Here is a 25,550-nt window from a genome sequence, read left to right as displayed (position 1 = left end):
TTTTTATTCTTCTAAATTATCCATTGGAAAGGTTAACAACATCTCTCGGTAATACTCATACTGCTTTTCTCTGAGTTCTATTTCCTTTGGAAGTCCTTCGCTTATGGAAGATGTTAGGGTGTCGAATTTGTCGAGGATGTTAACTATGCGTTTTTGTTCTTCCAGTGGAGGGATGGGTACTTTATAAATTTCAAAGTCAGATGCTCTAACATGCGGTACACCACTCCCTTTCTTCATTAAATGAATCTCTCTTTGATGTTTCTTTAAATAATAGAAAGCAAATTTTGTGTTTAAAATCGAATCGTTGGGATGGATACTAAAAGCATCCGTTAGATACAGCTCTTCATTCCAATAGTTTATTAACCCTGCATTTGCACCTGATCTAGCGACAACAATAAATTCACCATTTCTATTAAATTTATTATGAAAACATATTGGTTCAGGGGCATTCGCAACTACTGGAAATTTCCCAAATACAGCTTGCTTTTTTGTAAATGCTACACCACGTTTTATTTCCCCCACCTCCCCCAAGGTTTTCCATTCTACATCCTTATCTTCAAACCTCAACAAAGCTTCTCTGTAATAACTATACTGCTGTTTACGAGCTGTAAGCTCTGCTGTAAGCTCTGCTGTAAGCTCTGTAAACGAATCTAGAATGCCTGCAATTTCTTTTTGGATTTCTAGCTCAGGTATTGGAAATAGTTTCTTTGAGTAGTTACTAATCCATTGTCTTTTATGATCGCCCTCTACCAATCCGCTTGGTAAAGAGTTAAGCCAGTAGTATATATATTTTAATAAGATTTTACTCTCATCTTTTACCGTTATCATCTTCATGGCGGAAGACTTTGCTTTAAAGTCAAAATCAACCCATTTGTTGGCAGTTGTAAAATCATCAAAAATGATAACTGGTTTTTCAGAGGCCTTGTAAATCCCTTCCGTTTCGTCTGTGTAGCCTAGTACAAATGTTTTTCCAGCAGTTAATACGGGGGTATTAAAACTATCACTGTAATTTTTCGATTCTACAAGGTACTTCGTTGGCTGTTCGTAATTGGCGAAATCGCCTAGAGGAAGCCATTCAACTTTAGTTCCTTTTAATAACTGGTCTAAATAACTCATGCCTCAATCTCTTTAATAATAGCATCAATGTTAGCACGAAGCTTACCTATCCTCTCCACCGTTTTTGAAACTTCCTCGTTCAATTCAGCAATGTTTATCTTTTCTCGATTGTCCTTTACTTCCACGTAAGAACTTACAGAGAGATTGTAATCGTTTTCAGCAATTTTACTATTGTCGATAGATGTGACCACATTGGCTAATTCCTCTTTGCTATCAAACATTTCCATAACCTTCTCAATGTGTTTATCGGTCATCACATTATTGTTGGTTACTTTCTTGAAGAAATCTTCACCGCTTGCATCGATGAACTGTGTTTTTGTATCTGTTTTATGTTTTGAAAGTACCAGAAGGTTTACCGCTATGGATGTTCCATAGAAAAGGTTAGGAGCTAAGGAGATTACACTTTCTACATAGTTATTATCAACCAAGTATTTTCGAATCTTCTGTTCTGCACCACCACGGTAGAAGATACCTGGGAAACAGACAATGGCTGCCCGTCCTTTGCTGGATAAGTAACTCAGTGCATGCAGCACAAAAGCAAAATCGGCTTTTGACTTTGGAGCAAGAACGCCAGCAGGGGCAAAACGGTCATCATTAATCATGGTGGGGTCAGCATCACCAATCCACTTTACCGAATAAGGAGGGTTAGAAACAATCGCGTCAAATGGCTTTTCATCGCCTAATTGCGGGTTCCTAAGTGTGTCTCCTAATACGATATTGAACTTGTCGTAATTAATATTATGCAAAAACATATTCATACGAGCAAGATTGTAGGTCGTATGATTTACTTCTTGCCCAAAGAAACCTTCTTCAATGATGTGGTTGTCGAAATGTTTTTTGGCTTGTAAAAGCAAGGAACCTGAACCTGCTGCTGGGTCATAAATTTTATTTACTGTAGTCTGCCCATGCATTGCCAACTGTGCAATGAGCTTGGAAACGTGTACAGGTGTGAAGAATTCACCACCAGACTTTCCTGCATTGGCTGCATAATTGCCAATTAGAAATTCATAGGCATCACCAAAGAGTTCTATTTCGCTCTCTTCAAATTTTCCAAAATTCAGCTCTTCAACACCTTTAATAACAGATGCTAATCGGCTGTTCTTGTTATCTACAGTATTTCCAAGTCTTGAACTGGTCGTGTCAAAATCAGCGAACAATCCTTTTATATCCTGTTCAGATGGATAACCGTTTGCTGAACTTTCAATAGCGTCAAAAATAGCTTTTAAGTCAGTGTTAAGATTGGGGTTTGTATTCGCTGTTTTGGAAACATTTACGAATAGCTGGCTTGGGTAGATAAAATACCCTTTAGTCTTAACAGCATCATCTTTTATTTCTGAAGAAATTACATCATCCGATAAGGTTGCGTAATCCACACTATCATCTCCACCTTCGATATAATTGGTGAAATTTTCACTAATAAAGCGATAGAACAGTGTTCCTAGCACAAACTGTTTAAAGTCCCATCCATCTACAGAGCCACGCACATCGTTGGCTATTCTCCATATTTTAGCTTGTAATTCGGCACGTTGATTTGTACTTGTCATTTTGTTTTTTAAGTCGTTATTCCAATAATGGAACTTTGTTTTTCTGTTTCTCTTTTAATATTCGCGAACACTTCCCAATGGTAGATATTTGAACACAACGATATGTATGAGTCACAAAAGTGACGTATAGCCGTGAATATATTCATTTTTATGACGGGAATAAATGATATGTTATTTAGAAACGTCTGGCACTGGTCGTAGCGTCTCGCTGCGACCCTCTACTATCACCCCACTAGTCTTAGCGTCTCGCTAAGACTAAAAGACTAATTTTTCATGTGGTAGCAGTGGTTATGAAGATTGGAAATGGATAATTAAAATTTAGTATTTATGTTGGGTAGGGTCTCAGCGAGACGCTAAGACCAGAATCAGGGTAATTAAAATTTGAGTTTTGGCGAATATTGGAAATCAAAAAAAACGCCAGTAATTCAGAATACTGGCAAATATTGGAATTCTCGTAAGTATAGAGATCGCCCCACTGGTCATAGCGTCTCTGGCACTGGTCGTAGCGTCTCGCTGCGACCTTCTCCTTAAAATACAGCAAAACATTATATATCAATTAGTTGATAAATGTTAACTTGAGTTATGGGGAGAAAGTACGCCATTCGCAGTCAAGATGAGTTTTACTTTGTGACATTCACCGTGGTAAATTGGCTCGATGTCTTTATTAGGCAAGAGTATCGAAATATTCTAATTGATTCTATAAAGTATTGCCAGCAAGAGAAAGGACTTTTGGTGGGCGCATGGTGTATTATGACCAGTCATGTTCACTTAATTCTGGGCACAGAAGGAACTTTCAAACTGGAAGATATCATCAGAGATTTAAAAAGCTATACTTCCAGACATATTAGGAAGTATATGGAGAACAATCCTCAGGAGAGCAGAAGGGAATGGATGCTCTCGATGATGAAGAGGGCTGGGGAAAAGAAGCTAAATAATAAAGATTTTCAGTTTTGGCAACAGCATAATCATCCTATCGAGCTTTCTACTAAGGGAATAATGATTCAACGGCTTAATTATGTTCATTATAATCCAGTTGAAGCAGGATTTGTAGATCAGCCATCAGACTGGGTTTTTAGCAGCGCGAGGGATTATGAGGATCGAAAAGGCGTTCTTGAGATAAGCTTTTTGTATTAGAGAGTGTTGCAGTTGGTCGCAGCGAGACGCTACAACCAGGGTGAGTTTTTATGTTGGATAAGGTCTCAGCGAGACGCTAAGACCAGTTGGAGACGCTACAACCAGTGGGGTACTCTTTTGATAATTTCATCTAACATGGAGTTCTGTTTTTAATGTGTGCATTCATTAGCCACTGGTATTTTTGTTCATTTTTCAAATTCCCAAGGTAAGCTGTTCTTTTACATTGTGATAAATTAAAGCTGCTTTTATACATTCCTTTAATTCCAATACAGAGATTTTTTGGTTCAACTTAAAGACGATTGCTCGTTTTCCTTCATATTGAAATTTGTGGTCAAAAACTAACATGAAAGTATCAACCAATCTACTAGTGCATTGGAAATACAGTGCATATTGGTCAGGTGTATTTTCTTTCCAATCCATTCGCAAAGTACTGCCGTTTTTGGTAATAAAGCTTGGCTCTCCCCATTTCAAAGTTTCTTCCAAAACGTTTACACCTTCGGTTTCTTCTGCTGTTTCAATTACCAACGCTCTCAAAAATTGCATTTTATCCCGAACAAAGTCGGGATAATTCGCAAAAACTTCATTTACTCTTGGGTCTGTCTTTAAGGTTAGTTTACCCATTCGTTTCTTGTTTTATACCTACATAGAAATCTACTTCTGCATCAGACGGATTTTGTGCTTTTTCCCCGAAAATCTCAAAATCGGCATCATAGGTTCTGTCCAATTCCATTTCAAATATTTTTGACCAATGATTAACGATTAAGCCTTGCATCAAGTCTCCTTTAGTTGTTGTCTTGATGTAGGTTCCTCCACTAAATGATTTGCCGACCATTCCGCTGGGAATGTTGTCCAAATTTTCAACTTTGCAACCCAGAATTGCGGTATAGGGTTTTGTATGGTCAACTTCATAGTCCGTGTAAAGTGAATAAATTTCAGTATCAACTTTATTAGGGATTTTGGTAAGAATACTCTCGGACATAAACCTACCCCAGAGTTCGGCAATTTCTCTACTTGCCTGTCCGTTCTCGTTTGTTGTTCTTATCGAGATTCCGATAATGTTAAAGGGTTCAACTTTTACTGTTTGCATCTTTTTAAATTTTATGATTCGATACAAAAGTAGATTGACCTTATGCCATAGGTATGTCAGGGGTGTTTTTTATATTTTTCACTACATTTTTCCAGATACTGTTGCAAAGTCATTTTGTGAGGTTCAAAATGATCACTCAAGATTTCCACTTTTTGGATGCAATCAAGACGGAAGGCTCTAAAATCATTTCTTAATTTGCAAAAGGCAATAAGTACCCAATTGTCCTGTGTAGTGTAAAGTGCAAATGGTTCGATTTCTCTTTGACTTTGTTTGTTTTCCAATGACAGATAATCAATTTTTATCGTTTGATAATTTGATATAGTAGTCTGAAGTTGCATCAAAAAATTGCTTGTTTGTTCGTTCTCACGGTTATTGCGTACCTGTATTCTGTTGGTTAGCAGTTCCGTTTTTTCTTTTTGGTGGCTCTTTAAGACTGATTTGATTTTTGTTATGGCGCTTTCGTATTGTTCAGCTAAAGATTGGTCTTTGTTTTTTCTAATGAGTTGTTCTGCTGTTATTAAGGCGTTCGCCTCTTCTTGGGTAAACATTACGGGTGGAAGTTTGTAACCTTCCATAATGGAATAGCCTTTTCCTTCTTCTGTTACAATTGGAATTCCAGATTTCTCCAGCGTTCGGATGTCCCGATAAACCGTTCTGATACTAACATTATTTTTTTTGGAAATATCTTTAGCGGTTACAATTCGTTTCGATTGCAATTGGGTTAGAATTGCTGTCAATCGTGCAAGTCTGGGTTTTTCTTTGTCCATCAGTTTTTTCAGCTTGTGGCTAACGTAATGTATCCGTCACAAAAGTGACATAGAGCCGTGAATATATTCATTTTTATGACGTGTATAAATGATACCTCTGGTCTTAGCGTTTCGATACGACCAGAATGAGCCAATTTAAACCTACCGTTCAACAAGTGCGAATTGTGGATGTATGGAAATTGTTGTTTCTTCTGCACAGACTTTAGAATCAACCATGAAAAAACTACTAAGCATCTCACTAACCCTATGCCTATTCGGCTGTTTTTCTCCTCAAAATAAAACAGAAGAGACCAATGTAAATTCCTCACCCAAAGTAGAAACCGTAAAATGGCGTGCGGTAGATGGAATTGATATTGAAGCTTTCAATGCTGATTTAGAACCCGGTAAACTTACAGTGGATTTGGGGGTGTATTTTCCTTCCAACTTAGATACCGCTTTTAAGAAAGTAACGCTAGACAGATTGATGTACAGTGTTGAAGCGGCCAAAGAAATTTATGCCCCAACGGGGGTGCAAATCAACTTACTATGGGTGAAAACGGGTGATATTGATCCGCGCTACCTTTCCGTGCAAGCGAACAAAACTCCGGGCATTCCAAAAACCGAGTATGCCAATACCTATCAGCATATGCAGCGTCACCCCGCTGAGCTTACTCCAGAGACCGAAATGGCCTTTCGTACTTTTATTGAACCCAACCCAGACAACCACCGAACGATTTATATGACGGTTTTACAGGAAGTTTTTTATCCTTTTTTAGATGTTTCTGAAGGAAGAAATTGGATGATCAAATCGGTGAGAACAGGTGGGCTTTCGTTTCCGCCTTATTCTTACAGCACCAGTATTCCGAAAGATTTACGTGGCATTATTACCATTACCAATTTAGAGCGTGAGGACAGGCTGAGAGGCACTGTGGCGCATGAAATAGGGCATAAGGTGATTAACGTAAGTCATGAGTACAAGGACATTAACCCAGAAAACGAAGTATTTGCCGAAGGTGGTTTGATGGTCTATGGTGATGGCGAAGAAATCCCAAGTGGTGCCGAAGGTCGCTGGAATGTAGAACGCCTGTTGCTTTCTCCATTTTTGTATACCCTTCAAGCCGATGGATCTAAAAAATGGAACCCAGAATTCAAGGAAGGCGGCCATTATTATGATCCCATCTATGGCGATAAAGTAGTCAACTTTGCAGGCACTTCACCGATTAAGGGGGATTGGTGATAGATTCTTTACATCTAATGTAACTGGTGCTTGCCTGTGGCGAGTACCTATTTTTAATGCACTTGAAGTGTATTGAGCGAAGGACCAGTCCGCACTACATTACGAACTAGAGAAGCGGCAGCGGTTTCTATTTCTGCTGCCTTTGTTGGTGTTCTCCACCAACAAGCATTCAAAGTACAATTTCCTACACTAGTCGCAGCGAGACGCTACGACTAGGATAGTTTTTTACTGAAACAGTGATTTCCACAAATCAACAATAACCGTATTCGGTAACCAGGAAGTAATGTCTGTAAATGAGTTTTTAGTTTCAGTACCAGCTACTTTTCCAGTGCCTACTTCACCGAGAAAGGCCTTTTCGCTTAATGGCTTTAAGTTGCCGTTTTCATCAAGTCGGATAGGAATGATTTCGTCAAAGTATTTCAAAGTGAATGCTTCCGATTTAGCGAATTCATGTCCTTGACCGGGCTCTTCTGCAAAAATCCATTTGGCGCCAAACCTGCGGTTGACCGAGTAAATGCCTTTCACGATATTATTGCGATATGGATTATCAATTTCCCCTGTGAGGAAAACCCCTGGCACTGCCCGTGTCGCCTCAGAAGCCAATGCGGTGTAGTAAACGCCTCCTTTATTCACGATAAACGTAATTACCCTTTCTGGCTTCCAGCAGGCAAATTCATAGTTAAATTCGCCACCAGCCGACATGCCCCAAAGCGCAAAAGGAACCGTATTAAGTTCAGGATGGCCACTTTTTGTCGCTAATCGGCCCAGCACCTCTAGCATGGCCTGACCAGTTCCGTTTTTTACATCGGCATATTGCTCAATCGCCATATTTGGGCTGCGTTTGTCCTTAATGTCTGCCGCCAAAAGCACCATGTTATGCTTATTAGCCAAAGCTTGCCATTCCGGTTGGTTCACCATATCACGGCCATTGCCATTCGAGCCAGGAACCATCACGATCACGCCCCTTACTTTTTTAATGTCCTTGCCAATCCATAAGCGAAAAGCCGCCTTTTGGAAGTTGTTTCCATTCATTACACTGTCTTCAAGAATGGTTTGAGAAAATGCTATTGCGGGTAGCATGAATAGAGTGAGCAGGCTGAGTAAGAGTTTCTTTTTCATTTGTTAATAATAAGCATGTTATTCGAATAAGTATAGGCTGAAAACAATAATTAGACTGTTGCTGTTATTTCCGTAAATTGAGATATGTCTTTTATATTACTGCTGAAAAGTTACTTACTTACCACCATCGTATTTTTCGCCATCGACCTAGTTTGGTTGGGTGTTGTGGCTAAAAATCTATACAATAAGCATTTGGGAGGCTTACTGGCAGATCAAGTGAATTGGACAGCGGCCATAATTTTCTATCTGCTATTCATCGTAGGCATTTATATTTTCGCCATTGTTCCAGCGGTGAATAAAGAATCACTCAAATACGCCATTATGATGGGCGCACTTTTTGGGTTCTTCACTTACGCCACCTACGACCTGACCAATTTGGCTACATTGAAAGATTGGCCCATTAAAATCGTGTTCATCGATATTATTTGGGGCTCGGTACTCACTGCTGCGGTAAGTGCTTCCGGTTATGGAATTACACGATGGCTACAAGCGTGATTGACCTTCTTTCCAATATTTTCCTTTTAGCTTTTAGCTACGCGACCTTCTGGTTTATCGTTTCCCTGATCCTAAAACGCAACGATATTGCCGATGTGGCCTGGGGTTTGGGTTATGTGCTCTTATGCGTTTATCTTTATTTCAATACGGAACGAAGTGATTTAAGCACGCTGGTCTATGCCTTGGTTTGCATTTGGGGCATTCGTTTGACTGTTCATATCGGTTTACGAAACATGAAGAAGACAGAAGATTTTCGCTATCTAAAATGGAGGGAAGAGTGGGGGAAGACTTTTTATTGGCGTTCATTTTTGCAAGTGTACCTGTTGCAGGTCGTTATTTTATTGGTGATTAGCTCACCAGTCACTTTGGTGGCCTACTTTGGAGGGGAAATAAGTTGGGTCAGCTACATCGCACTTTCGTTTTGGTGCATTGGCTTTTTCTATCAGGCCGTGGCCGATGACCAACTCAAACAATTCAAGAAGAAACGCCAGAACAAAGACGAGATTCTCCAAACGGGTTTATGGAAGTACAGCCGTCACCCGAACTACTTTGGAGAAACAGTAATGTGGTGGTCTTTGGCGGTTATGGTATTGCCCATCAACTATGGTGGGCTAGCCTTTATCAGTCCTGTGTTTATTACTTTCCTATTATTGAAGGTTTCTGGTGTGCCCATGCTGGAAAAACGCTACGAGGGGAACGAGGTGTTTGATGCTTATAAGTCACAAACTCCTGCGGTGTTTCCAAGGTTTTGGTAGCCTTCAATCTCACTTTCTAACCACTAGAAAATATCAGTTTTTATCTGAGCGCACATAGCCTTATATTGTTTGATCAATTAATTCGTAAGCTCATTTTTTATAAAAACTCATACAATGATTAAACGCCTGTTTACCTTTCTAATGCTGGTCACCACCACGGTGGTGATGGCGCAGAATCCGCTTCCACTTAGGAAGTCGGTGGAGACTTCAAAGCGTGCTATCCGCATGGATGTGCCGCTTCCCAATCCCATTATGAATGCTTTCGAAGCGAAAACGAGAGATTTCACAGGGAAACCGGGGCCAAACTATTGGCAATTAGAAACTGATTATACGATCAAAGCCAGTTTAAACCCGCAAACCCAAACCATTTGGGGAAGCGAAACGATCAAAATCCATAACAACAGCAATCAGCCGATGGACAGAATTGTGCTGAGATTGGATCACAATATTTTCCGTGCCGATGTACCTAGAGGTTCTTCTGTTCCAGCTGAAACTACTGAGGGAATGGTCATTACACGTATGGTAGTGAATGGTGATGAAGTAGATTTAGGTGCCCGTTCTAGCTTTAGAAGAAGAGGTGGTAGTGGAGAGCAGAAATTACAAGCCACTGGCTTGCAACAAACGGTAGCTACGATTATGCTGGCAAAGCCAATTCCTGCGAAAAGCACAGGTACTTTAGAAATTGATTGGAATACAAAATTGCCAGGGGGCGAAAACGGTAGAGGACATAGAATGACCCAGCGTTGGGGATCTAATGTTTTTCAGCCTACACAGTGGTTTCCGCGTTTGGCCAAATTTGATGAAATGCGCGGTTGGGAAACTAATGTTTACTTAGGCCCAACTGAGTTCTTCAATAACTTCGGTCGTTTTGATGTAAGCATTGATGTACCTGCCGGTTGGATCGTAAGTGGAACAGGCGTTTTGCAAAATCCTGAAGAAGTGCTTTCGGCACAAACCAGAGAGCGTTTGACTAAAGTATTAGATTCTGATAATGAAATTGTAATTGTAGGCGAAGATGAAAGAGGTGCTGGAAAAGCAACTGCCGAAGGAGAGAGTTTGGTTTGGAGGTTTGTAGCCGATAAAGTGAATGATTTTGCTTGGGCAACATCACCCGACTTTATGTGGACCGCCACTAGGGCTACTATTCCTGAAAAAGGGCCGATTCCAATTCACATGGTATACTTGCCAGAAAGAGCAAGACTTTTCGCGCGAGCAGGAGAGATCACAAGACATGCGTTAGAGTTCTACTCTGATCTTTGGGCACCGTATCCTTTCCCTCAAATGACCATGCAAGATGGACCAAGTGCCGGAATGGAATACCCGATGGTAGTCAACTCAAATCAAGGAGCAGCCGATCATGAAGTGGCGCACCAATGGTGGCCAATGATGGTGGGCACCAACGAAACGCGTTATGGATGGATGGACGAAGGTTTTAACACCTATATGAACATTCTTTCTGCGGCAGACAGTAGAGGCGAACCAGCCAATTTGAATGGAAGAGGTGCGAGTTATGGCCGTAGAAGTGGAGATGACGATGAAGCCACAATGATGTGGTTGTCGAACTACGCTGGAGATGGTTATGGCTACCAAACTTACAGCAAAGCACCTTTGATGCTGGCCATGTTGGGCGGCATTGTTGGAGATGAAGCTGTAATTAATGCCATGAAGAAATATACTGAGACTTGGGCGTTCAAACACCCTTCGCCTTGGGATTATGTGTTCTTTATGAACAATGAATTAGATCAGAACCTTGAGTGGTTTTGGTACTATTGGTTATGGACTACCGAGTCAGTTGACGGTTCGATTCAAAATGTGAATCCAGGGTCTACAACGAAAGTGACGGTGCACCAAGCAGGTCAAATGCCTTCGCCAGTAGTACTTAAGGTTGAATTTGAAACCAGTGGTGCAGCGATCAAGTCAATGAGCAATGCGAAAATGATTGATGCCAATACAGCGATTGTTACTTGGCCAGCCAGTGTTTGGTTCAATGGTGATCGTACTTTCAATGCTGAGTTGAAGTTTGGAGGTAGAAAAATCAAGAAGATCACGCTTGACCCTGACGGTAGGTTCCCAGATAACAATGCTGCGGACAACGTTTGGGAGAATAAGTAAATAGTGTTTAGTGCGCAGTGCACAGTAGTAGTAAAAAGGCTTGCTAAGTAATTTAGCAAGCCTTTTTTGGGTTAATCCTGGTTCTAAAAAAGGGCGAGACATTGATGCTGCCCATTTTTTCGTCATTCTGAAATTTTAAGCCGATGATAATCGGGATAAAATGAAAGAATCCGTAAAATATTGCCTTGGAATAGTATCTCAATTGTCTGAAATTGATTTCATGGCATACGGAGGATCGGTATATATTCTGACAAACAAAAATAAGACAACACTTTACACTGGAGTAACCTCTGATTTAACATCTAGGCTAATACAACACCGAGATAAAACCTTTTACAATAGCTTTACAGCTAAATACAATCTGACTATTCTAGTTTATATGGAACACTTTTCTTCTATTGATGAGGCTATTGTTCGGGAAAAAACAATTAAAGGGAAAACTAGAATCAATAAAGAAAAGCTCATTAATTCGGTTAATCCAAATTGGGATGATTTATCAGAAGATGTATTGAATTGGTAAACTATGATTTTGTATTTCTCACGGAAATTCTATGACGAGGAAGACATCCCGAGACTTAGGAGTGTCTGTTCAGAACCTCAACGGCTAAGAACAGACGCTCCGAAGTCTCGGAGCCTTCGATTTTGACTTATTAAACTCAACCTATTTTTGAAGTTCAGAATGAGTCAAAATACTCAGCATGACGGTTAAGTGTACGGTGTTAAACGTTAAACACTAACGCGAAATCTCAGTTACACGGAGCACTATATACTGAGCACTAAACACCAAAAACTAACCTCTACGCTCCACTTCCTTCAAATTCTCCAGTTTCTTATTTCTCAAGAAGCCAGTCACATCTTCAAAGTGTTCTTTGATGCGTTGGTTTCCGAATTCGAATACCTTATTGGCCAAACCGTCTAAGAAATCACGGTCGTGAGAAACGAGGATTAAAGTGCCTTCGAATGCTTTAAGGGCATCTTTTAAAATGTCTTTGGTTCGAATGTCCAAGTGGTTGGTAGGTTCATCGAGAATCAAAACGTTTACTGGTTGAAGCAGCAATTTGATCATGGCCAAACGGGTACGTTCACCACCAGAAAGTACTTTCACTTTCTTTTCAATGGCATCGCCAGAGAACATAAAAGCACCAAGCATGTCTTTGATTTTAGTACGGACATCACCATGCGCAATTTCATCTATGGTTTGGAAAACAGTAAGGTTTTCATCCAAGAGCGAAGCTTGATTTTGGGCAAAGTAGCCAATCATGGAATTGTGTCCCATTTGTAAGCTGCCATCAAAATCAATTTCGCCCATCATGGCTTTTACAAAAGTGGATTTTCCTTCCCCGTTTTTACCAATAAAGGCTACTTTTTCGCCTCTAGCGATGGTGAGTGACACATCTTTGAAAACTGTATGGTCGCCATAGGTTTTGGTCATGCCGTCTGCAATTACAGGGTAATTACCAGAACGTGGAGCAGGAGGGAACTTCAGATTCAAAGAAGAAGAATCGACTTCATCCACTTCTACAATCTCCATTTTTTCGAGCATTTTCACTCTAGATTGAACTTGAAGAGTTTTAGAGTAAGTACCTTTAAAACGATCGATAAACTGCTGAATATCTGCCATTTGTTTGGCCTGATCATCAAACTGCTTTTGCTGCTGTTCGCGTCTTTCTTTGCGCAACTCTAGGTAATGAGTATAGTTGGTTTTGTAATCGTAAATACGACCACGGGTAATTTCTATGGTTCTGTTCGTGAGGTTGTCAACAAAGGCCTTATCGTGACTGATAACGATTACCGCTTTGGCGCTTGTTTTCAAGAAATCTTCTAACCATTGCACAGATTCAATATCGAGGTGGTTTGTTGGCTCATCGAGAAGAATGAGATCTGGCTTCTGCAAAAGAATTTTGGCCAATTCAATTCGCATTCTCCAGCCGCCACTGAATTCGCTGGTAGAACGGGTTAAGTCGGAACGAACAAAACCCAAGCCCATTAAGGTTTTCTCTACTTCCGCGTCAAAATTGATTTCTTCAATGCTGTAATACTTTTCGCTGAGTTCAGAAACTTGCTCGATAATCTTACTGTAAGCATCAGATTCATAATCGGTACGCGTTTCTAGCTGATGCGTAAAATCATCCATTTGCTTTTTCATGTCTATGATTTTTGAGAAGGCCTTAGAGGCTTCTTCAAAAACAGTACACTCATCTTTGGTAAGCAAATGCTGCGGTAAGTAAGCGACAATCGCATCTTTTGGAGCCGAAATCTTCCCTTGGGTAGGTTTACTTTGTCCAGCAATAATTTTTAGCAAAGTGGATTTTCCTGCACCGTTCTTTCCCATCAGGGCAATACGGTCATTGTCATTCACATTAAAGGTAACATTGCTAAATAGGGTGGTGCTACTAAACTCAACACCAACTGCATCTACTGAAATCATAGGGGATCAATTTGGCCGCAAAGATATGGATTTGAAGTGTTCAAGTGCTATTGTAAGAAAAGATATCTATGGGGATAACCTGTTAGAGACTGACTTGGTAGATAATTATTGTAGCGATATTTCAACCAGCCTCGTCTTTATTAAATGGATAATTCAGCGAACCAAATCAAGAATACCCGTTTTTGGGTATTTTTAATAGGTTATAAATTTTACTTTTGTATTCCTTATTACCAGAACGGCCAATAACTATTCATTACTTCATTGAGTTAGCAGAGACTAGCTGTATATAAATATGAATTTAGGGAAAGCCAGAATTGTTCAGGTTTTACCATTTCCTGGAGAGGTGTACTCATGAGCACAGATAATAAAAATCGAAAAAAGAAACCTGATCAACAAGGTGTGAAGTACTTGCATATTGTAAGTATGCTTTTTATTACATCACTTTTAGTCTCGAGCATACTATCGATTAAGGTAATCACTTTGGGCTTTTTAGACGCTCCAGCTGGCATTATTACCTTCCCAATTGCCTTTATTTCCGGGGATATTCTTACCGAGGTGTATGGCTTTAAAATCGCAAAGAGAGTCATTTGGGTGGGCCTTTTTTGTCAATTGCTTATGAGTGTTATGTTTTTGATTGGCGATGCCTTGCCTTATCCAGCCTATTGGAGCCTTCAAAGTGAGTTTTCGGCTATCGTTGGCTTTGTCCCAAGGGTTGTGGCGGGAGGTATGGTGGCTTATTTTATGGGGGAATACCTGAATGCTATGGTAATGTCTAAAATGAAAATATGGGATCAAGGAAAACGGTTTTGGCTTAGAGCGCTTAGTTCCTCACTTTTAGGGCAGGGGCTTAATTCAATAACATTTACTTTCATTGCCTTTTATGGTATTTATTCGGTTGATCAGCTATTGATATTGATCGGTTCGGGAGTGTTAACCAAAATGATCTACGAAATAATTGCACTACCACTCACCAGTTATATCACCAAGTGGCTAAAGCGAAATGAAGGAATGGACACCTATGATTATGATGTGGAGTATGGAATTGTATAGCTATTGAAAGGACAGCCTGAACAAAGTAGTCCACTAAAGTAGCAACTCTTTTATTCGAGGAATAACTTTTTCAAGGAGTTGAGCTTTATCAAAAACTTCGACATTCAAACTTTCGTTCAATTCGACTTTTTCTATTTCTACTCCAGTAATAATAATGAACTTGTCCGTTTTAAATTCTCCTGACTTACTCAGAATAGAAATCAATTCAGTACCAGATAGTGTTGGCATATTTTGATCTGATAAAATCAAATCATACTTTTTCTTTTCTATCAATAATAAAGCCTGATCACCGTCTTCGGCTTCATCAATTTCAATGTCGTCTACTAGCAGGGTCAAAAAATCAGCTGTCGTTCTGCGCATGTCGGCATGGTCATCAATGATCAGTACATTTTTCATAGGCATTTAATACATAAGATAATGTCAAACTCGTCTGAAGCGCAAGCTCTTAATGTTTAATATTAAGATAGTTGAGAATCAATAGAAGTTGAATCTATGACGAGAGTCAGTAATATATATTACCGTATAATTTTTGTAAAAGGATGTGTTATTGTTGCTTTATCCTCATCCAGCTTATTTGCTGAAGTCTAATAATATCTTCCCACTTCTCCCTGGGCCTTCCATATGCGCTATGGCTTTTAGAATTTCATCTATTGAATAGCTAGCTTCAATATCGGCTTTAAGGTCTTGTTTGGTTAGCTTGGTTAATACTTCAGGAATAATGGTTGAACGTTGTTCTCTGGTCAAGCTGGCCATCCATGTGCTGAGCCAAAAGCCTTTGATTGTTAAGTTCTTGAAGATTAAAAGCCCTGAATTCAATGGAATAGGTTGAAGGCTTAATAGTCCGTAAACAAACATTTTCCCATTGGCCTGCATAGCATTCAACACTTTGTCGGCAAGTGCTCCACCTACAGCGTCAAAGGCGGCTTTTACCATTACACCATCAGTTGCAGTTTTTACGGCCTTATAGATGTTTTCTGTTTTTTCGTTGATAATGGCTTTGGCACCCAAATCGAGTAAAGCTTGCTTTTGTTCATCGCTACGCACCGTTCCAATTACATTAATCCCGCGTTGCGAAGCCAATTGAATGACAAACTTGCTAAAAGCTGAATTGGCCGCGGTTAACATTACCCAGTCTCCTGCTTGTAAATCCGCTTCCATGAGCATACCATAGGCGGTAAAAGGATTCACAAATGCCTGACAAGCAACATCATCGCTCATGGCTTGAGGTTTTGGAATGGCAGTTTTCGCTGGAATACAAACATATTCTGCCCAAACGCCTGAACCTGTGAAAATCACGCCTGTGCCCAATGGCATTTCAACGCCAGCTCCACAAGCATCTACAGTTCCAGTGCCCTCAAAACCACCTATTTGTGGTAATTCGGGCCTAATGCCATACTTGCCTTGTATAAACATAATGTCGGCAGGGATAATATTTGCCTTGGTGACTTTTACCCGAATCTCACCTTCAGCTGGTGCTGGTTTAGGGAGTTCAACGACTTTGAGTACTTCGGTAGGTAGGCCTAGGGAGGTAAATTGGACTGCTTTCATAATTGAATTTGTTTGTTTGTATACCCCTCCGCTCTTCGAGCACCTCCCCAAGGGGAGGATATTGGCCTCGGCATGATATGGAGACTATTGGCGGAGAGTAATTTATTTACTCGTCATGCATAACAAATTAAATTATTTATCTTGGCTAAGCATAACAATAGCTGAAAAACCCATGCAGATATCTGAGAAATTTGAATTAAAAGGTAAGGTAGCCATTATCACTGGTGCCAGTAAGGGCATTGGGAAATACATTGCCATGGCTTTGGCACAACAAGGGGCAACGGTTGTGGTGTCTAGCAGAAAGTTAGAGGCCGTAACGGAAGTAGCTGAAGAATTTAAATCTAAAGGTTTGGAAGCAGTAGCTTTTCCATGTCATATGGGCGATGATGAACAAATCAAGGCTTTGGTCGACAGCACGATTAAAAACCTAGGGGGCATTGACATTATCGTGAATAATGCGGCTGCTAACCCAGTGTTTGGACCTGTTCAAGATGCCGGTGACGATGCTTTTGATAAAATTATGGCTGTGAATGTAAAAGGCCCGCTCAATTTGGCCAAATACGCCTATGAAAGTATGAAGAGTCGTGGTGGCGGTTCAGTAATCAATATTTCTAGTATCGAAGGAATTACGCCTGGACATGGTTTGGGGCTGTATTCCGTCAGTAAAGCGGCTTTGATTCAACTGACCAAGGTATTGGCCAGGGAATGGGGACGAGATAATATTCGTGCGAATGCGATTTGTCCAGGATTGATTGATACCAAGTTCAGCGAAGCCCTTACGAGCAATGAAAAGATTATGAAAGTGGTGATGATGAAACAAGCCTTGCCTATGCTCGCCCAACCAGAAGATATCGCAGGTTTAGCGTTATTCTTGGCTTCAGATGCCTCGAAGTTCGTTACGGGAGCTGTTATTTCAGCGGATGGGGGGTATACGGTGTAGTTAATTAGTATATTGGTTATTAGTTATAAGTGTTGAAACTCAATCAATTTAATGGATACTTTTCTTGCTGAACTTGTGCCTTTGATAGGTGGAATGGTAAGGTTCTTATTTTTGTCTCCATTTAAAAGGGAGTCTTTCAAATCATTTTATAATTCTGAAAGAAAGTATCACAGTTTATATAATTGGATTGTTGGGATACTTACTCTTGTAGCTATACTTCTGATAATTAAGTTGATTGTATAGTTGTCAATCCTCTTGGGTACTGCCTAAACCTCCTTCGTCACTTCAATTGCATTTTTGATAATCGCGCACCCCCTTTTGATGTCTACTTCTGAAATGGTGAGGGGCGGGGCTAAACGGAAGCTTTCGGGACAAGAGAGAAACCAAAAAGTGATCAATCCATCTTTCAAACATTGATTTACAATCCTGGCTACACGTTCTGCGCTTTTAAATTCAACTGCGAACATCAAACCGATTCTTCTGATTTCGATAATATCAGGGTGTCCAATCAGTGACTCAATCAGCTGACCTTTCTTTTCAACGCCTTCAATCAGGTTTTCATTTTCAATCACCTCAAGGTTGGCCACTGCTGCTGCACAGTTGACAGGGTGTCCGCCAAAAGTAGTGATATGGCCCAAAACAGGATTGAAGGTGAGTTGTTCCATATGGGCTTTGGAAGAAATAAAAGCCCCTATTGGCATCCCTCCGCCCATGGCTTTGGCAATCGTCAATATATCGGGAATCACATCAAACTGTTGGAAAGCAAAGAGGGAACCAGTACGTCCGTAACCCGTTTGTATTTCATCAAAAATCAGAAGCGCACCGGTTTCTGTGCATTTTTGGCGAAGTGCTTTTAAATAGGCCTTTGAAGGAATGCGTACTCCTGCATCACCTTGAATGGGCTCAATAATTACGCATGCTGTTTCTTTTGTAATGTGTTCTAAATCTTCAATATTATTGAATTCTATAAAGTACACATCGGGTAATAGAGGCCTGAAAGCGTATTTTTTCATTTCGTTACCCGAAACGCTCAGTGCGCCATGTGTGCCACCATGATACGATTTTTTGCAGGAAACAATTTGCGTTCTGCCTGTTACTCGCTTGGCTAATTTCAATGCGCCTTCATTGGCTTCGGCTCCAGAATTCACAAAATAGCTGGTGCTAAGTTGTTCGGGAAGGAGCGAGGCGAGCTTTTCAGCCAATCGATTTTGCGGACTTTGGATAAACTCACCATAGGCCATCACGTGCATGTATTTGTCCAGTTGGTCTTTGATCGCCTTCACCACATGTGGATGGCGGTGACCAATATTGGAGACGGCAATGCCAGAAATGAAATCGAGGTATTCTTTTCCTGCAGTATCGAAAATGCTGGTGCCTTCCGCACGTGCTACTTCAACCTTAAGCGGATAAGGGGTGGTTTGTGCTACGTGATCAAGGAATATGCGCTCAGAATCCATCTGCGAAAGTAAGCAGGAATCGCCTAAAGTAAAACAGTAGACTAGCGTATCCCTTTGTGGTAAATTCAAATTGATCAGCGGATTCTACTTCCGTTTTAACGGATTATCACATAAAGCACTAATTTTGGACAATGTTAATTAAAGAGGGTGATTTTAACCGCAATGAACGATGGATGCTGGCTGGTATGTTGGTGTTGTTGCTTTGTGCCCTATTTGTTAAACTTGGTATTTATCCGCTTTATTTAGAAGAACCTAGACGTGGTTTGATTGCCTTGGAAATGATGTTCCAAGATAACCTTTGGGTGCCAACCCAAACGGGAGATTTATATTATCGAAAACCACCATTTTACAATTGGCTGATCATCCTTTCCTATCAAATATTTGGGGGCTATTCTGAGTTTGCCACCCGTCTTGTTTCTGTGCTTTCAGCCTTGGTTACAGGGGTAGTAATTTACAGGTTCTTTAAATTTAGATTGGGAAAAAGACTGGCAGTTTACTCCGCTTTAAGCTATGTCGCCTGTGTAGATATACTCTTCTATTTCAGCATGATTGGGGAGATTGATTTGTTCTATGCCTTGGTTACTTTTCTGGTTTTTGTAGTGATTTATCATTTCGGAAAACTAGAACAGTATTGGCCATTGTTCTTATTCGCTTACTTGCTCACCGCCATTGGTTTCTTGACCAAAGGACTTACTTCATTGCCGTTTTTGGCGATATCCCTGTTGGTCTTCTTTATTTATGAGAAGAAGTTTAAGCTGCTGTTCTCTATTCAGCACATTGTATCAATTTTGGCCTTCTTTGCTGTATTAGCGAGTTATTTCTATGCCTATTCTCTTTACGAAGATCCAAGTGGTTGGTACACCACACTCTTTTCTGAATCAGCAGATAAGGCAGTTGGAGGTGGTTTTTCAGCTTTACTAAAACACATTGTCCTTTTTCCATTGACAACCATGGCGAATCTTTTGCCTGTTACCTTATTCATTCCAGTGCTCTTTATTAAGAAGGTTAGGCTAGCACTTATGTCGAATAGACTGATGGTGTTTTTAGCACTGTTATTTGTAGCCAATTTTGTGGTGTATTGGGTTTCGGCAGAAGCAAAATCGAGATATCTCTATCCTCTGTTTCCTGTTTTGATTGCTGTTTTGCTTTATGGCGTCCAGAAAACAGATGCAGATGGATTGAAAAAATATGGCAAGGTGATTACTGTATTTCTGCTTTCTATAGCCACTTTGACATTTCCGGCCATGCTTTTTGTGAAGGAACTCGAAGTGGTAGGCCACTTACTGTTGATTGCTATTGTTTTAGAGTTGTTGGTGATTACGCTTTGGTGGTTGTATGCTAAAAAGGGAATTGAAGCCTATATGATCATTCTTGCAGTGCTGTTGGTGCTGCGTTTGGGTTATTCGTTTACAGTGCCAGTAACCCGCCAAAAAACCACTGGAGCTGCAGAAGACAAAGCCTTAGGTATTAAAATTGCAGAAATTACTAAAGGAGCACCTTTATACCGATTGGGTGATGTACGAATGTCACTTACTATTGTTTATTACTTGGAAGCGGAGCGGGAAACCATTTTATACCAAACGGATGAACTGAAGGAGGGCTTTTATTTTGTGTATACCAATGATTTACCTGAAACGGGCTATTCATTGGTAGAAGAGTTTCACTACCACAATGAGCCCATCTATTTAATTAAAGTAAATAGAGATTAATATCAGGCGACCATTTTTTTCTCTTTCAGCATATTAATTTTCTCTTTCAGTACCATTGGGTCATAAGGCTTCAATAATACATCCATATTTGTGTTCTCCATACTGTCCATTCCCGTAAGGTAGATAACATGACTCTGACTACCATTGGTTTTGATTTTTTCTACCACCTCAATTCCAGACATGTCTGGTAACTGAATATCCATCAGAATTAACTCGTACTTTGTTTTTTCGGCCAAAAGCAGGGCATCTGTACCATTGCTAGAAATGTCGAAAACTAAATCCCATTTCTTAGCGAAAACTGAAAGTAGTTTTAGGTTCAAAGGGTTGTCGTCTACGATTAAAACTTTGAAAGCCGAATGTTTAGATAAAGTATTCATACACCAAACTTCCTAAAAAACTGAGTCCTATTCTGAGTGTTTCGATGAATGGTAGACATGTGTCGATGAAGGTATTGAATGTTCGGTTAAGGTTGAAAAGCTATTTGGGAGTACCGTTGTCAGTCAGGATGAAAAGGAGAATCCGTTTGTTATTCAGCAATCAACAAAAAGACATGTAAGCTCATGCATTAAACCCTCGTTGCAAACGAGGATTTGTGGGAGAACCTGTGACAGTGGTTATCACAAAAAAAGCCTGACTCTTGCGAATCAGGCTTTTCAATAATTCTAAATACTAGTCACTAGCCTTTCTTATTCTCTTCTTTAATCAAGTTAAGGGCAGAACCCGCTTTGAACCAGCCAATTTGGGCTTTGTTGTAAGTATGGTTGGCCACAATTACATCTTTAGAACCATCGGCATGTACAAACTCAATGTTCAATGGCTTGCCTTCAGTGAATTGGTCAAGGTCTAAGAAGTTGATGGTGTCATCTTCCTGTACTTTGTCGTAATCTGCTTCGTTCGCAAATGTCAAACCTAGCATCCCTTGCTTCTTCAAGTTGGTTTCGTGAATTCTAGCAAATGACTTCACCAAAACAGTAGTCACACCCAAGAACCTTGGCTCCATAGCTGCATGCTCACGAGAAGAGCCTTCGCCATAGTTATGGTCGCCCACAACAATAGAAGGAACGCCTGCCGCTTTGTATGCACGGGCTGTCGCTGGTACTGGACCATACTCGCCTGTCAATTGGTTTTTCACCAAGTTGGTAGACTCATTGTATGCGTTGATCGCGCCAATCAAACAGTTGTCAGAAATATTATCTAAGTGACCTCTGAACCTCAACCATGGACCTGCCATAGAAATATGGTCAGTAGTACACTTACCAAATGCTTTGATCAAAAGCTTAGCGCCTGTAATGTTCTTTCCATTCCAAGGAGTGAAAGGCTCAAGCAACTGTAAACGTTTGGAGTCTGGCTTAACTTTTACCTCTACACTTCCGCCATTTTCGGCTGGTGCTTGGTAACCGTTATCTTCAACCGCAAAACCTTTGGCTGGCAATTCAGAACCTACTGGCGGATCTAATTTTACTTGCTCACCGTTTTCGTTGGTTAGGGTGTCGGTTAATGGGTTGAAACCTAAGTTACCCGAAATAGCAATGGCCGCTACCATTTCTGGAGAAGTAACAAAAGCGTGGGTATTTGGGTTACCGTCTGCTCTTTTAGAGAAGTTACGGTTGAACGAGTGAACAATAGTGTTTACTCTTGTATTATTGCCTGCTCTTTCCCACTGACCAATACATGGCCCACAAGCGTTGGTAAAGATGGTGGCGTTTAAGTCTTCGAAAATACCTAAAAGACCGTCTCTTTCGGCTGTAAAGCGTACTTGTTCCGAACCTGGGTTAATTCCGAATTCTGATTTCGTTTTTAAATTCTTGTCAATGGCTTGTTGCGCGATAGAAGAAGCCCTTGATAAATCTTCATAAGAAGAGTTAGTACAAGAACCTATCAGTCCCCATTCTACGTCCATTGGCCAGCCGTTTTTCTCAGCCTCTTCTCTCATTTTAGAAACAGGAGTAGCTCTGTCTGGTGTAAATGGCCCGTTGATGTACGGCTCAAGCTCGTCTAAATTAATTTCGATGACTTGATCGAAATATTGTTCAGGGTTAGCGTAAACCTCGTCATCACCAGTAAGGTGTTCTTTGATTTCGTTGGCTAAATCAGCCACATCAGCTCTGTCTGTGGCTCTTAGGTAACGATCCATAGAATCGTCATAACCAAAAGTAGAAGTAGTAGCGCCAATTTCGGCACCCATGTTACAGATGGTTCCTTTACCTGTAGCCGACAATGAGATGGCACCTGAGCCGAAATATTCTACAATAGCACCTGTTCCACCTTTTACGGTAAGAATACCTGCTACTTTCAAGATTACATCTTTAGCGGAAGTCCAGCCATTTAGTTTACCTGTCAGTTTCACGCCAATTAGTTTAGGGAATTTAAGCTCCCAAGGCATACCTGCCATTACGTCTACAGCGTCAGCACCACCAACACCAATGGCTACCATACCTAATCCACCAGCGTTAACCGTATGCGAATCAGTACCAATCATCATTCCACCAGGGAAAGCATAATTTTCTAATACCACTTGGTGAATAATACCTGCACCTGGTTTCCAGAAACCGATGCCGTATTTGTTCGAAACTGACTCTAGGAAGTTGAAAACCTCACCAGAAGCAGTCAATGAATTTCTTAAATCATCCTTAGCACCTTCTTTGGCTAGGATAAGGTGATCGCAATGTACTGTGGAAGGAACTGCTGCGGTAGGCTTTCCAGCTTGCATAAACTGAAGTAAAGCCATTTGAGCCGTAGCGTCTTGCATGGCTACACGGTCTGGAGCAAAGTCTACATAAGACTTACCTCTTTCGAATGTTGAAGTGGCGTCTCCGTCCCAAAGGTGTGAGTAAAGAATTTTTTCTGATAGGGTTAGGGGTTTCCCAACTGCTTTTCGTGCGGCTGCAATACGTGAAGGGAACTTCGCGTAAACAGCTTTGATCATGTCTATGTCAAATGCCATAATGGATTTTTTGGGTTCTTGGGTATATAAAATTATAACTCGTCAAGGGTTGACAAAGTTATGACTTTTCGTAAATAATAAAATCAAGAGTTCAGACTAAAAAGCCTTAAAATTCAGTTTTACAATAGTTTTCGTGTTGAATATTAAAAGACCAACAGTGAAACAATAAAGATAACCATTCCTACCAGCATTATTAAGAAAGAATAGGGGAGAATGTCCTTTGCCTTAAGCTTGGTAATGCCCAATAGGGGGAGCGCCCAAAAAGGTTGCAGCATATTGGTCAGTTGGTCGCCATAAGAAAGCGCCATGATGGTTTTTGGCAATGAAGCGCCAAGGTTTCGGGCTGCTTCGGTAACAATTGGGCCTTGCACTACCCATTGTCCGCCACCGCTAGGAACAAAAATATTCACAATCGCTGCGCTAAAGAAAGTGAATATTGGCAATGTTGCCGCAGTAGAAATTTCCATGAAACCTTGTGAGAATAATGCGCCAAGGCCAGAATAGGTCATAATGCCCATAATGCCTGCATAAAGAGGAAATTGGATGATGATTCCAGCCGAACCTCCAATGGCTTCTTCTATGGCGGAAAGAAATTTGGCGAATGAACCATGAAGCAAGACTGCTAAACCGAAAAAGAAGAAGTTGATGTAGTTCAGGTCGATAAAGGACAAACCGACCAATGCTGGGCTAATCCACATTTTTCTGATGGCGATAAAACAAATCAGCCCACCTAAGGCAATTGCGGCAATTTTAGAATTGTCCATTCTTTCCGCTCCATGGCTTTTGTGACTTTCGTGATGTGTTTCTTTTCTAAATACTACATTGATTTCTGAGTCATGGCTTCTTTTACCTAACAGATAGAATACCGAAGGAATGATAATGAGGACTAGGACAAAGGTGATAATGTTGGACGTTGAAAGTATCGTTTGACCAATGCCTATTTGCCCAATTTCTTGAATCAAAAAGTGATTATTGCTGGCTACAGCCAAAGGGGCTGAACCCGAAAAACCACCATGAAAACACATCATACCGCTATAACCGGCTGCGCCTAGTAAAGGGTAATTCATTTTCCATCCGTTGGCTTTGGCCCTTTCTGCTACTTTTCTGGCGAAAATGGCCCCAAACACCAAGCACAGTCCCCAGTTGATCATACTCACCAAAATGGTAAGCAAACTAATGGTAAAGGCTGCTTTGGCTGATGTATTACAATAGACAGTAAAACGATCGATGATGTTATTGAAAAAGGGTGTCAGTGCCAAAGCATGGCCTAAAATCAGGATCAAAGCCATTTGCATGGTGAATTCTAACAGTTCCCAAAAACCAACTTCCCAATAGCCTAAAATAACCATGCTATAAGCCGAACCTGCATTCTCTGGCCTTTCTGTAAAGGCCAAAGCAAGTATAAAGGTGACTAAGGTTAGAATTACCGCAATTGAAAATGGTGAGGGGAGTATCTGACGAACAAAACGGAGATAGAGACTGTTTTTAGACATAGTTCAAAGCTAGCAAAATGATGAATGCTTTACGATTTCAGAATTGAGAATTTTTAGTCATCATTTCAAATGGTTAAATTTTCAGCCTTTTGAAGGTTGTTTTCACCCATAGGGTTAAAAATAAAGTCTTCGCTAACTATTGTATGATTTTACAACTCATAAAAGACTGATCGTGTCTAAGTTAATATTGATGAATAGACTCAGAAGATTGATATTAGCTATTTGCCTTGTTTCGGCAATCCTTTATTCCTGCGATAATTCAGATGACCGCTCAAGTGTATATTTGAATGTGAAGAACGAAACGTCTATTACCTTGGAATCAGTGACCATCTATCTGGGAGGGGTGGTACATAATTTTGGGGCAGTTAATTCTGGCCAAACCTCTGATGAGTTCTTGTTTAATGACACTTATGTGGCAGACTCAATCACATTTAAATATGGTTTAGACTTAACCATACTCAAGCCAAATAATGCGCTATTCCAGTGGATGGGAATGGAAGTTGGAGCTACTTATCGGTATAGTATTCAGCTAGATCAAAATAATCAACCCAAGTATAGTGTAAGCAAAGTAGATTGATGTTGAACTCAAATAAAAAGGCCACTCAGAATTTCTAAGTGGCCTTTTTTGTGATTAGT

The 25,550-nt window shown here is 40.5% G+C and carries 23 protein-coding genes; 10 read left to right on the top strand and 13 right to left on the bottom strand.

What is annotated here, in order from left to right; all coding sequences use genetic code 11:
• Positions 1-3: 3 nt before the first annotated feature.
• Positions 4-1,116, bottom strand: a complete 1,113-nt coding sequence (locus VOI17_RS05270; RefSeq protein ID WP_323756197.1) for a restriction endonuclease subunit S — start codon at positions 1,114-1,116, stop codon at positions 4-6.
• Positions 1,113-2,660: a type I restriction-modification system subunit M gene (locus VOI17_RS05265; RefSeq protein ID WP_323756196.1), complete on the bottom strand. Its 1,548-nt coding sequence runs from the start codon at positions 2,658-2,660 to the stop codon at positions 1,113-1,115. The genes VOI17_RS05270 and VOI17_RS05265 overlap by 4 nt, the downstream gene beginning before the upstream one ends.
• A gap of 582 nt (positions 2,661-3,242) precedes the next feature.
• On the opposite strand from VOI17_RS05265, the gene VOI17_RS05260 reads away from it, so the two are divergent.
• Complete coding sequence (locus tag VOI17_RS05260; protein ID WP_323756195.1) at positions 3,243-3,794, top strand: REP-associated tyrosine transposase; 552 nt, start codon at positions 3,243-3,245, stop codon at positions 3,792-3,794.
• A 192-nt stretch (positions 3,795-3,986) separates the two neighbouring features.
• On the opposite strand, the gene VOI17_RS05255 is transcribed toward VOI17_RS05260, so the two are convergent.
• From VOI17_RS05255 to VOI17_RS05245, 3 genes are read right to left on the bottom strand one after another with little or no spacing between them, the layout of a single operon-like run.
• On the bottom strand, positions 3,987-4,415 hold the full coding sequence (locus VOI17_RS05255; protein WP_323756194.1) for a DUF1801 domain-containing protein: 429 nt from the start codon (positions 4,413-4,415) through the stop codon (positions 3,987-3,989).
• A complete protein-coding gene (locus VOI17_RS05250; RefSeq protein ID WP_323756193.1) occupies positions 4,408-4,881 on the bottom strand; it encodes a GyrI-like domain-containing protein in 474 nt (157 codons plus the stop codon). Before VOI17_RS05250 ends, VOI17_RS05255 begins: the two co-directional genes overlap by 8 nt.
• A gap of 56 nt (positions 4,882-4,937) precedes the next feature.
• Positions 4,938-5,648 (bottom strand): YafY family protein, encoded by a 711-nt coding sequence (locus tag VOI17_RS05245; RefSeq protein WP_323756192.1) that lies wholly within the window; start codon positions 5,646-5,648, stop codon positions 4,938-4,940.
• 214 nt (positions 5,649-5,862) lie between these two features.
• On the opposite strand from VOI17_RS05245, the gene VOI17_RS05240 reads away from it, so the two are divergent.
• Positions 5,863-6,864, top strand: a complete 1,002-nt coding sequence (locus VOI17_RS05240; RefSeq protein ID WP_323756191.1) for a hypothetical protein — start codon at positions 5,863-5,865, stop codon at positions 6,862-6,864.
• Between the two features lie 225 nt (positions 6,865-7,089).
• On the opposite strand, the gene VOI17_RS05235 is transcribed toward VOI17_RS05240, so the two are convergent.
• Positions 7,090-7,983 (bottom strand): hypothetical protein, encoded by an 894-nt coding sequence (locus VOI17_RS05235; protein WP_323756190.1) that lies wholly within the window; start codon positions 7,981-7,983, stop codon positions 7,090-7,092.
• A gap of 84 nt (positions 7,984-8,067) precedes the next feature.
• Between VOI17_RS05235 and VOI17_RS05230 the strand changes: the two genes are divergently transcribed.
• From VOI17_RS05230 to VOI17_RS05215, 4 genes are all read left to right on the top strand, one after another.
• Positions 8,068-8,478, top strand: a complete 411-nt coding sequence (locus VOI17_RS05230) for a DUF2177 family protein (protein ID WP_323756189.1) — start codon at positions 8,068-8,070, stop codon at positions 8,476-8,478.
• A complete protein-coding gene (locus VOI17_RS05225) occupies positions 8,463-9,233 on the top strand; it encodes a DUF1295 domain-containing protein (protein WP_323756188.1) in 771 nt (256 codons plus the stop codon). The genes VOI17_RS05230 and VOI17_RS05225 overlap by 16 nt, the downstream gene beginning before the upstream one ends.
• 114 nt (positions 9,234-9,347) lie before the next feature.
• The gene (locus VOI17_RS05220; RefSeq protein ID WP_323756187.1) at positions 9,348-11,345 is read left to right on the top strand and encodes a M1 family metallopeptidase; all 1,998 of its coding nucleotides are present in this window, start codon (positions 9,348-9,350) and stop codon (positions 11,343-11,345) included.
• 160 nt (positions 11,346-11,505) lie between these two features.
• Positions 11,506-11,865, top strand: coding sequence for a GIY-YIG nuclease family protein (locus VOI17_RS05215; protein ID WP_323756186.1), 360 nt, complete (start codon positions 11,506-11,508; stop codon positions 11,863-11,865).
• A 270-nt stretch (positions 11,866-12,135) separates the two neighbouring features.
• Here the strand turns inward: VOI17_RS05215 and VOI17_RS05210 are convergent, their stop codons facing one another.
• The gene (locus VOI17_RS05210) at positions 12,136-13,773 is read right to left on the bottom strand and encodes an ABC-F family ATP-binding cassette domain-containing protein (protein ID WP_323756185.1); all 1,638 of its coding nucleotides are present in this window, start codon (positions 13,771-13,773) and stop codon (positions 12,136-12,138) included.
• A 351-nt stretch (positions 13,774-14,124) separates the two neighbouring features.
• Here VOI17_RS05210 and VOI17_RS05205 point away from each other — a divergent pair, with 351 nt between their 5' ends.
• A complete protein-coding gene (locus tag VOI17_RS05205) occupies positions 14,125-14,823 on the top strand; it encodes a queuosine precursor transporter (protein WP_323756184.1) in 699 nt (232 codons plus the stop codon).
• Between the two features lie 33 nt (positions 14,824-14,856).
• Here the strand turns inward: VOI17_RS05205 and VOI17_RS05200 are convergent, their stop codons facing one another.
• Together VOI17_RS05200 and VOI17_RS05195 are read right to left on the bottom strand one after the other, a co-directional pair.
• Positions 14,857-15,219 carry a response regulator gene (locus VOI17_RS05200; protein ID WP_323756183.1) on the bottom strand — a complete coding sequence of 121 codons (363 nt, stop codon included), beginning with the start codon at positions 15,217-15,219 and terminating at the stop codon, positions 14,857-14,859.
• Positions 15,220-15,393: 174 nt separating this feature from the next.
• Positions 15,394-16,371 carry a zinc-dependent alcohol dehydrogenase family protein gene (locus tag VOI17_RS05195; RefSeq protein ID WP_323756182.1) on the bottom strand — a complete coding sequence of 326 codons (978 nt, stop codon included), beginning with the start codon at positions 16,369-16,371 and terminating at the stop codon, positions 15,394-15,396.
• A 115-nt stretch (positions 16,372-16,486) separates the two neighbouring features.
• Here VOI17_RS05195 and VOI17_RS05190 point away from each other — a divergent pair, with 115 nt between their 5' ends.
• Positions 16,487-17,311 (top strand): glucose 1-dehydrogenase, encoded by an 825-nt coding sequence (locus VOI17_RS05190; protein ID WP_323756181.1) that lies wholly within the window; start codon positions 16,487-16,489, stop codon positions 17,309-17,311.
• 266 nt (positions 17,312-17,577) lie between these two features.
• Here VOI17_RS05190 and VOI17_RS05185 read toward each other — a convergent pair whose 3' ends face one another.
• The gene (locus tag VOI17_RS05185) at positions 17,578-18,768 is read right to left on the bottom strand and encodes an aspartate aminotransferase family protein (RefSeq protein WP_323756180.1); all 1,191 of its coding nucleotides are present in this window, start codon (positions 18,766-18,768) and stop codon (positions 17,578-17,580) included.
• Between the two features lie 131 nt (positions 18,769-18,899).
• Between VOI17_RS05185 and VOI17_RS05180 the strand changes: the two genes are divergently transcribed.
• Positions 18,900-20,477, top strand: a complete 1,578-nt coding sequence (locus VOI17_RS05180; RefSeq protein WP_323756179.1) for an ArnT family glycosyltransferase — start codon at positions 18,900-18,902, stop codon at positions 20,475-20,477.
• Between the two features lie 2 nt (positions 20,478-20,479).
• Here VOI17_RS05180 and VOI17_RS05175 read toward each other — a convergent pair whose 3' ends face one another.
• The 3 genes from VOI17_RS05175 to VOI17_RS05165 form a co-directional block, all read right to left on the bottom strand.
• Positions 20,480-20,854 (bottom strand): response regulator, encoded by a 375-nt coding sequence (locus tag VOI17_RS05175; protein ID WP_323756178.1) that lies wholly within the window; start codon positions 20,852-20,854, stop codon positions 20,480-20,482.
• 299 nt (positions 20,855-21,153) lie between these two features.
• Positions 21,154-23,421 (bottom strand): aconitate hydratase, encoded by a 2,268-nt coding sequence (locus VOI17_RS05170; RefSeq protein WP_323756177.1) that lies wholly within the window; start codon positions 23,419-23,421, stop codon positions 21,154-21,156.
• 143 nt (positions 23,422-23,564) lie between these two features.
• Positions 23,565-24,914, bottom strand: a complete 1,350-nt coding sequence (locus VOI17_RS05165; protein ID WP_323756176.1) for a short-chain fatty acid transporter — start codon at positions 24,912-24,914, stop codon at positions 23,565-23,567.
• A 190-nt stretch (positions 24,915-25,104) separates the two neighbouring features.
• Between VOI17_RS05165 and VOI17_RS05160 the strand changes: the two genes are divergently transcribed.
• On the top strand, positions 25,105-25,491 hold the full coding sequence (locus tag VOI17_RS05160) for a hypothetical protein (RefSeq protein ID WP_323756175.1): 387 nt from the start codon (positions 25,105-25,107) through the stop codon (positions 25,489-25,491).
• Positions 25,492-25,550: the final 59 nt, after the last annotated feature.

The organism is Roseivirga sp. (genome assembly GCF_034669765.1).
In the GTDB taxonomy this organism is placed as follows: domain Bacteria; phylum Bacteroidota; class Bacteroidia; order Cytophagales; family Cyclobacteriaceae; genus Roseivirga.
The sequence above is the reverse complement of the archived record's forward strand: the minus strand, read 5'-3'. Positions and strand labels throughout refer to the sequence as shown.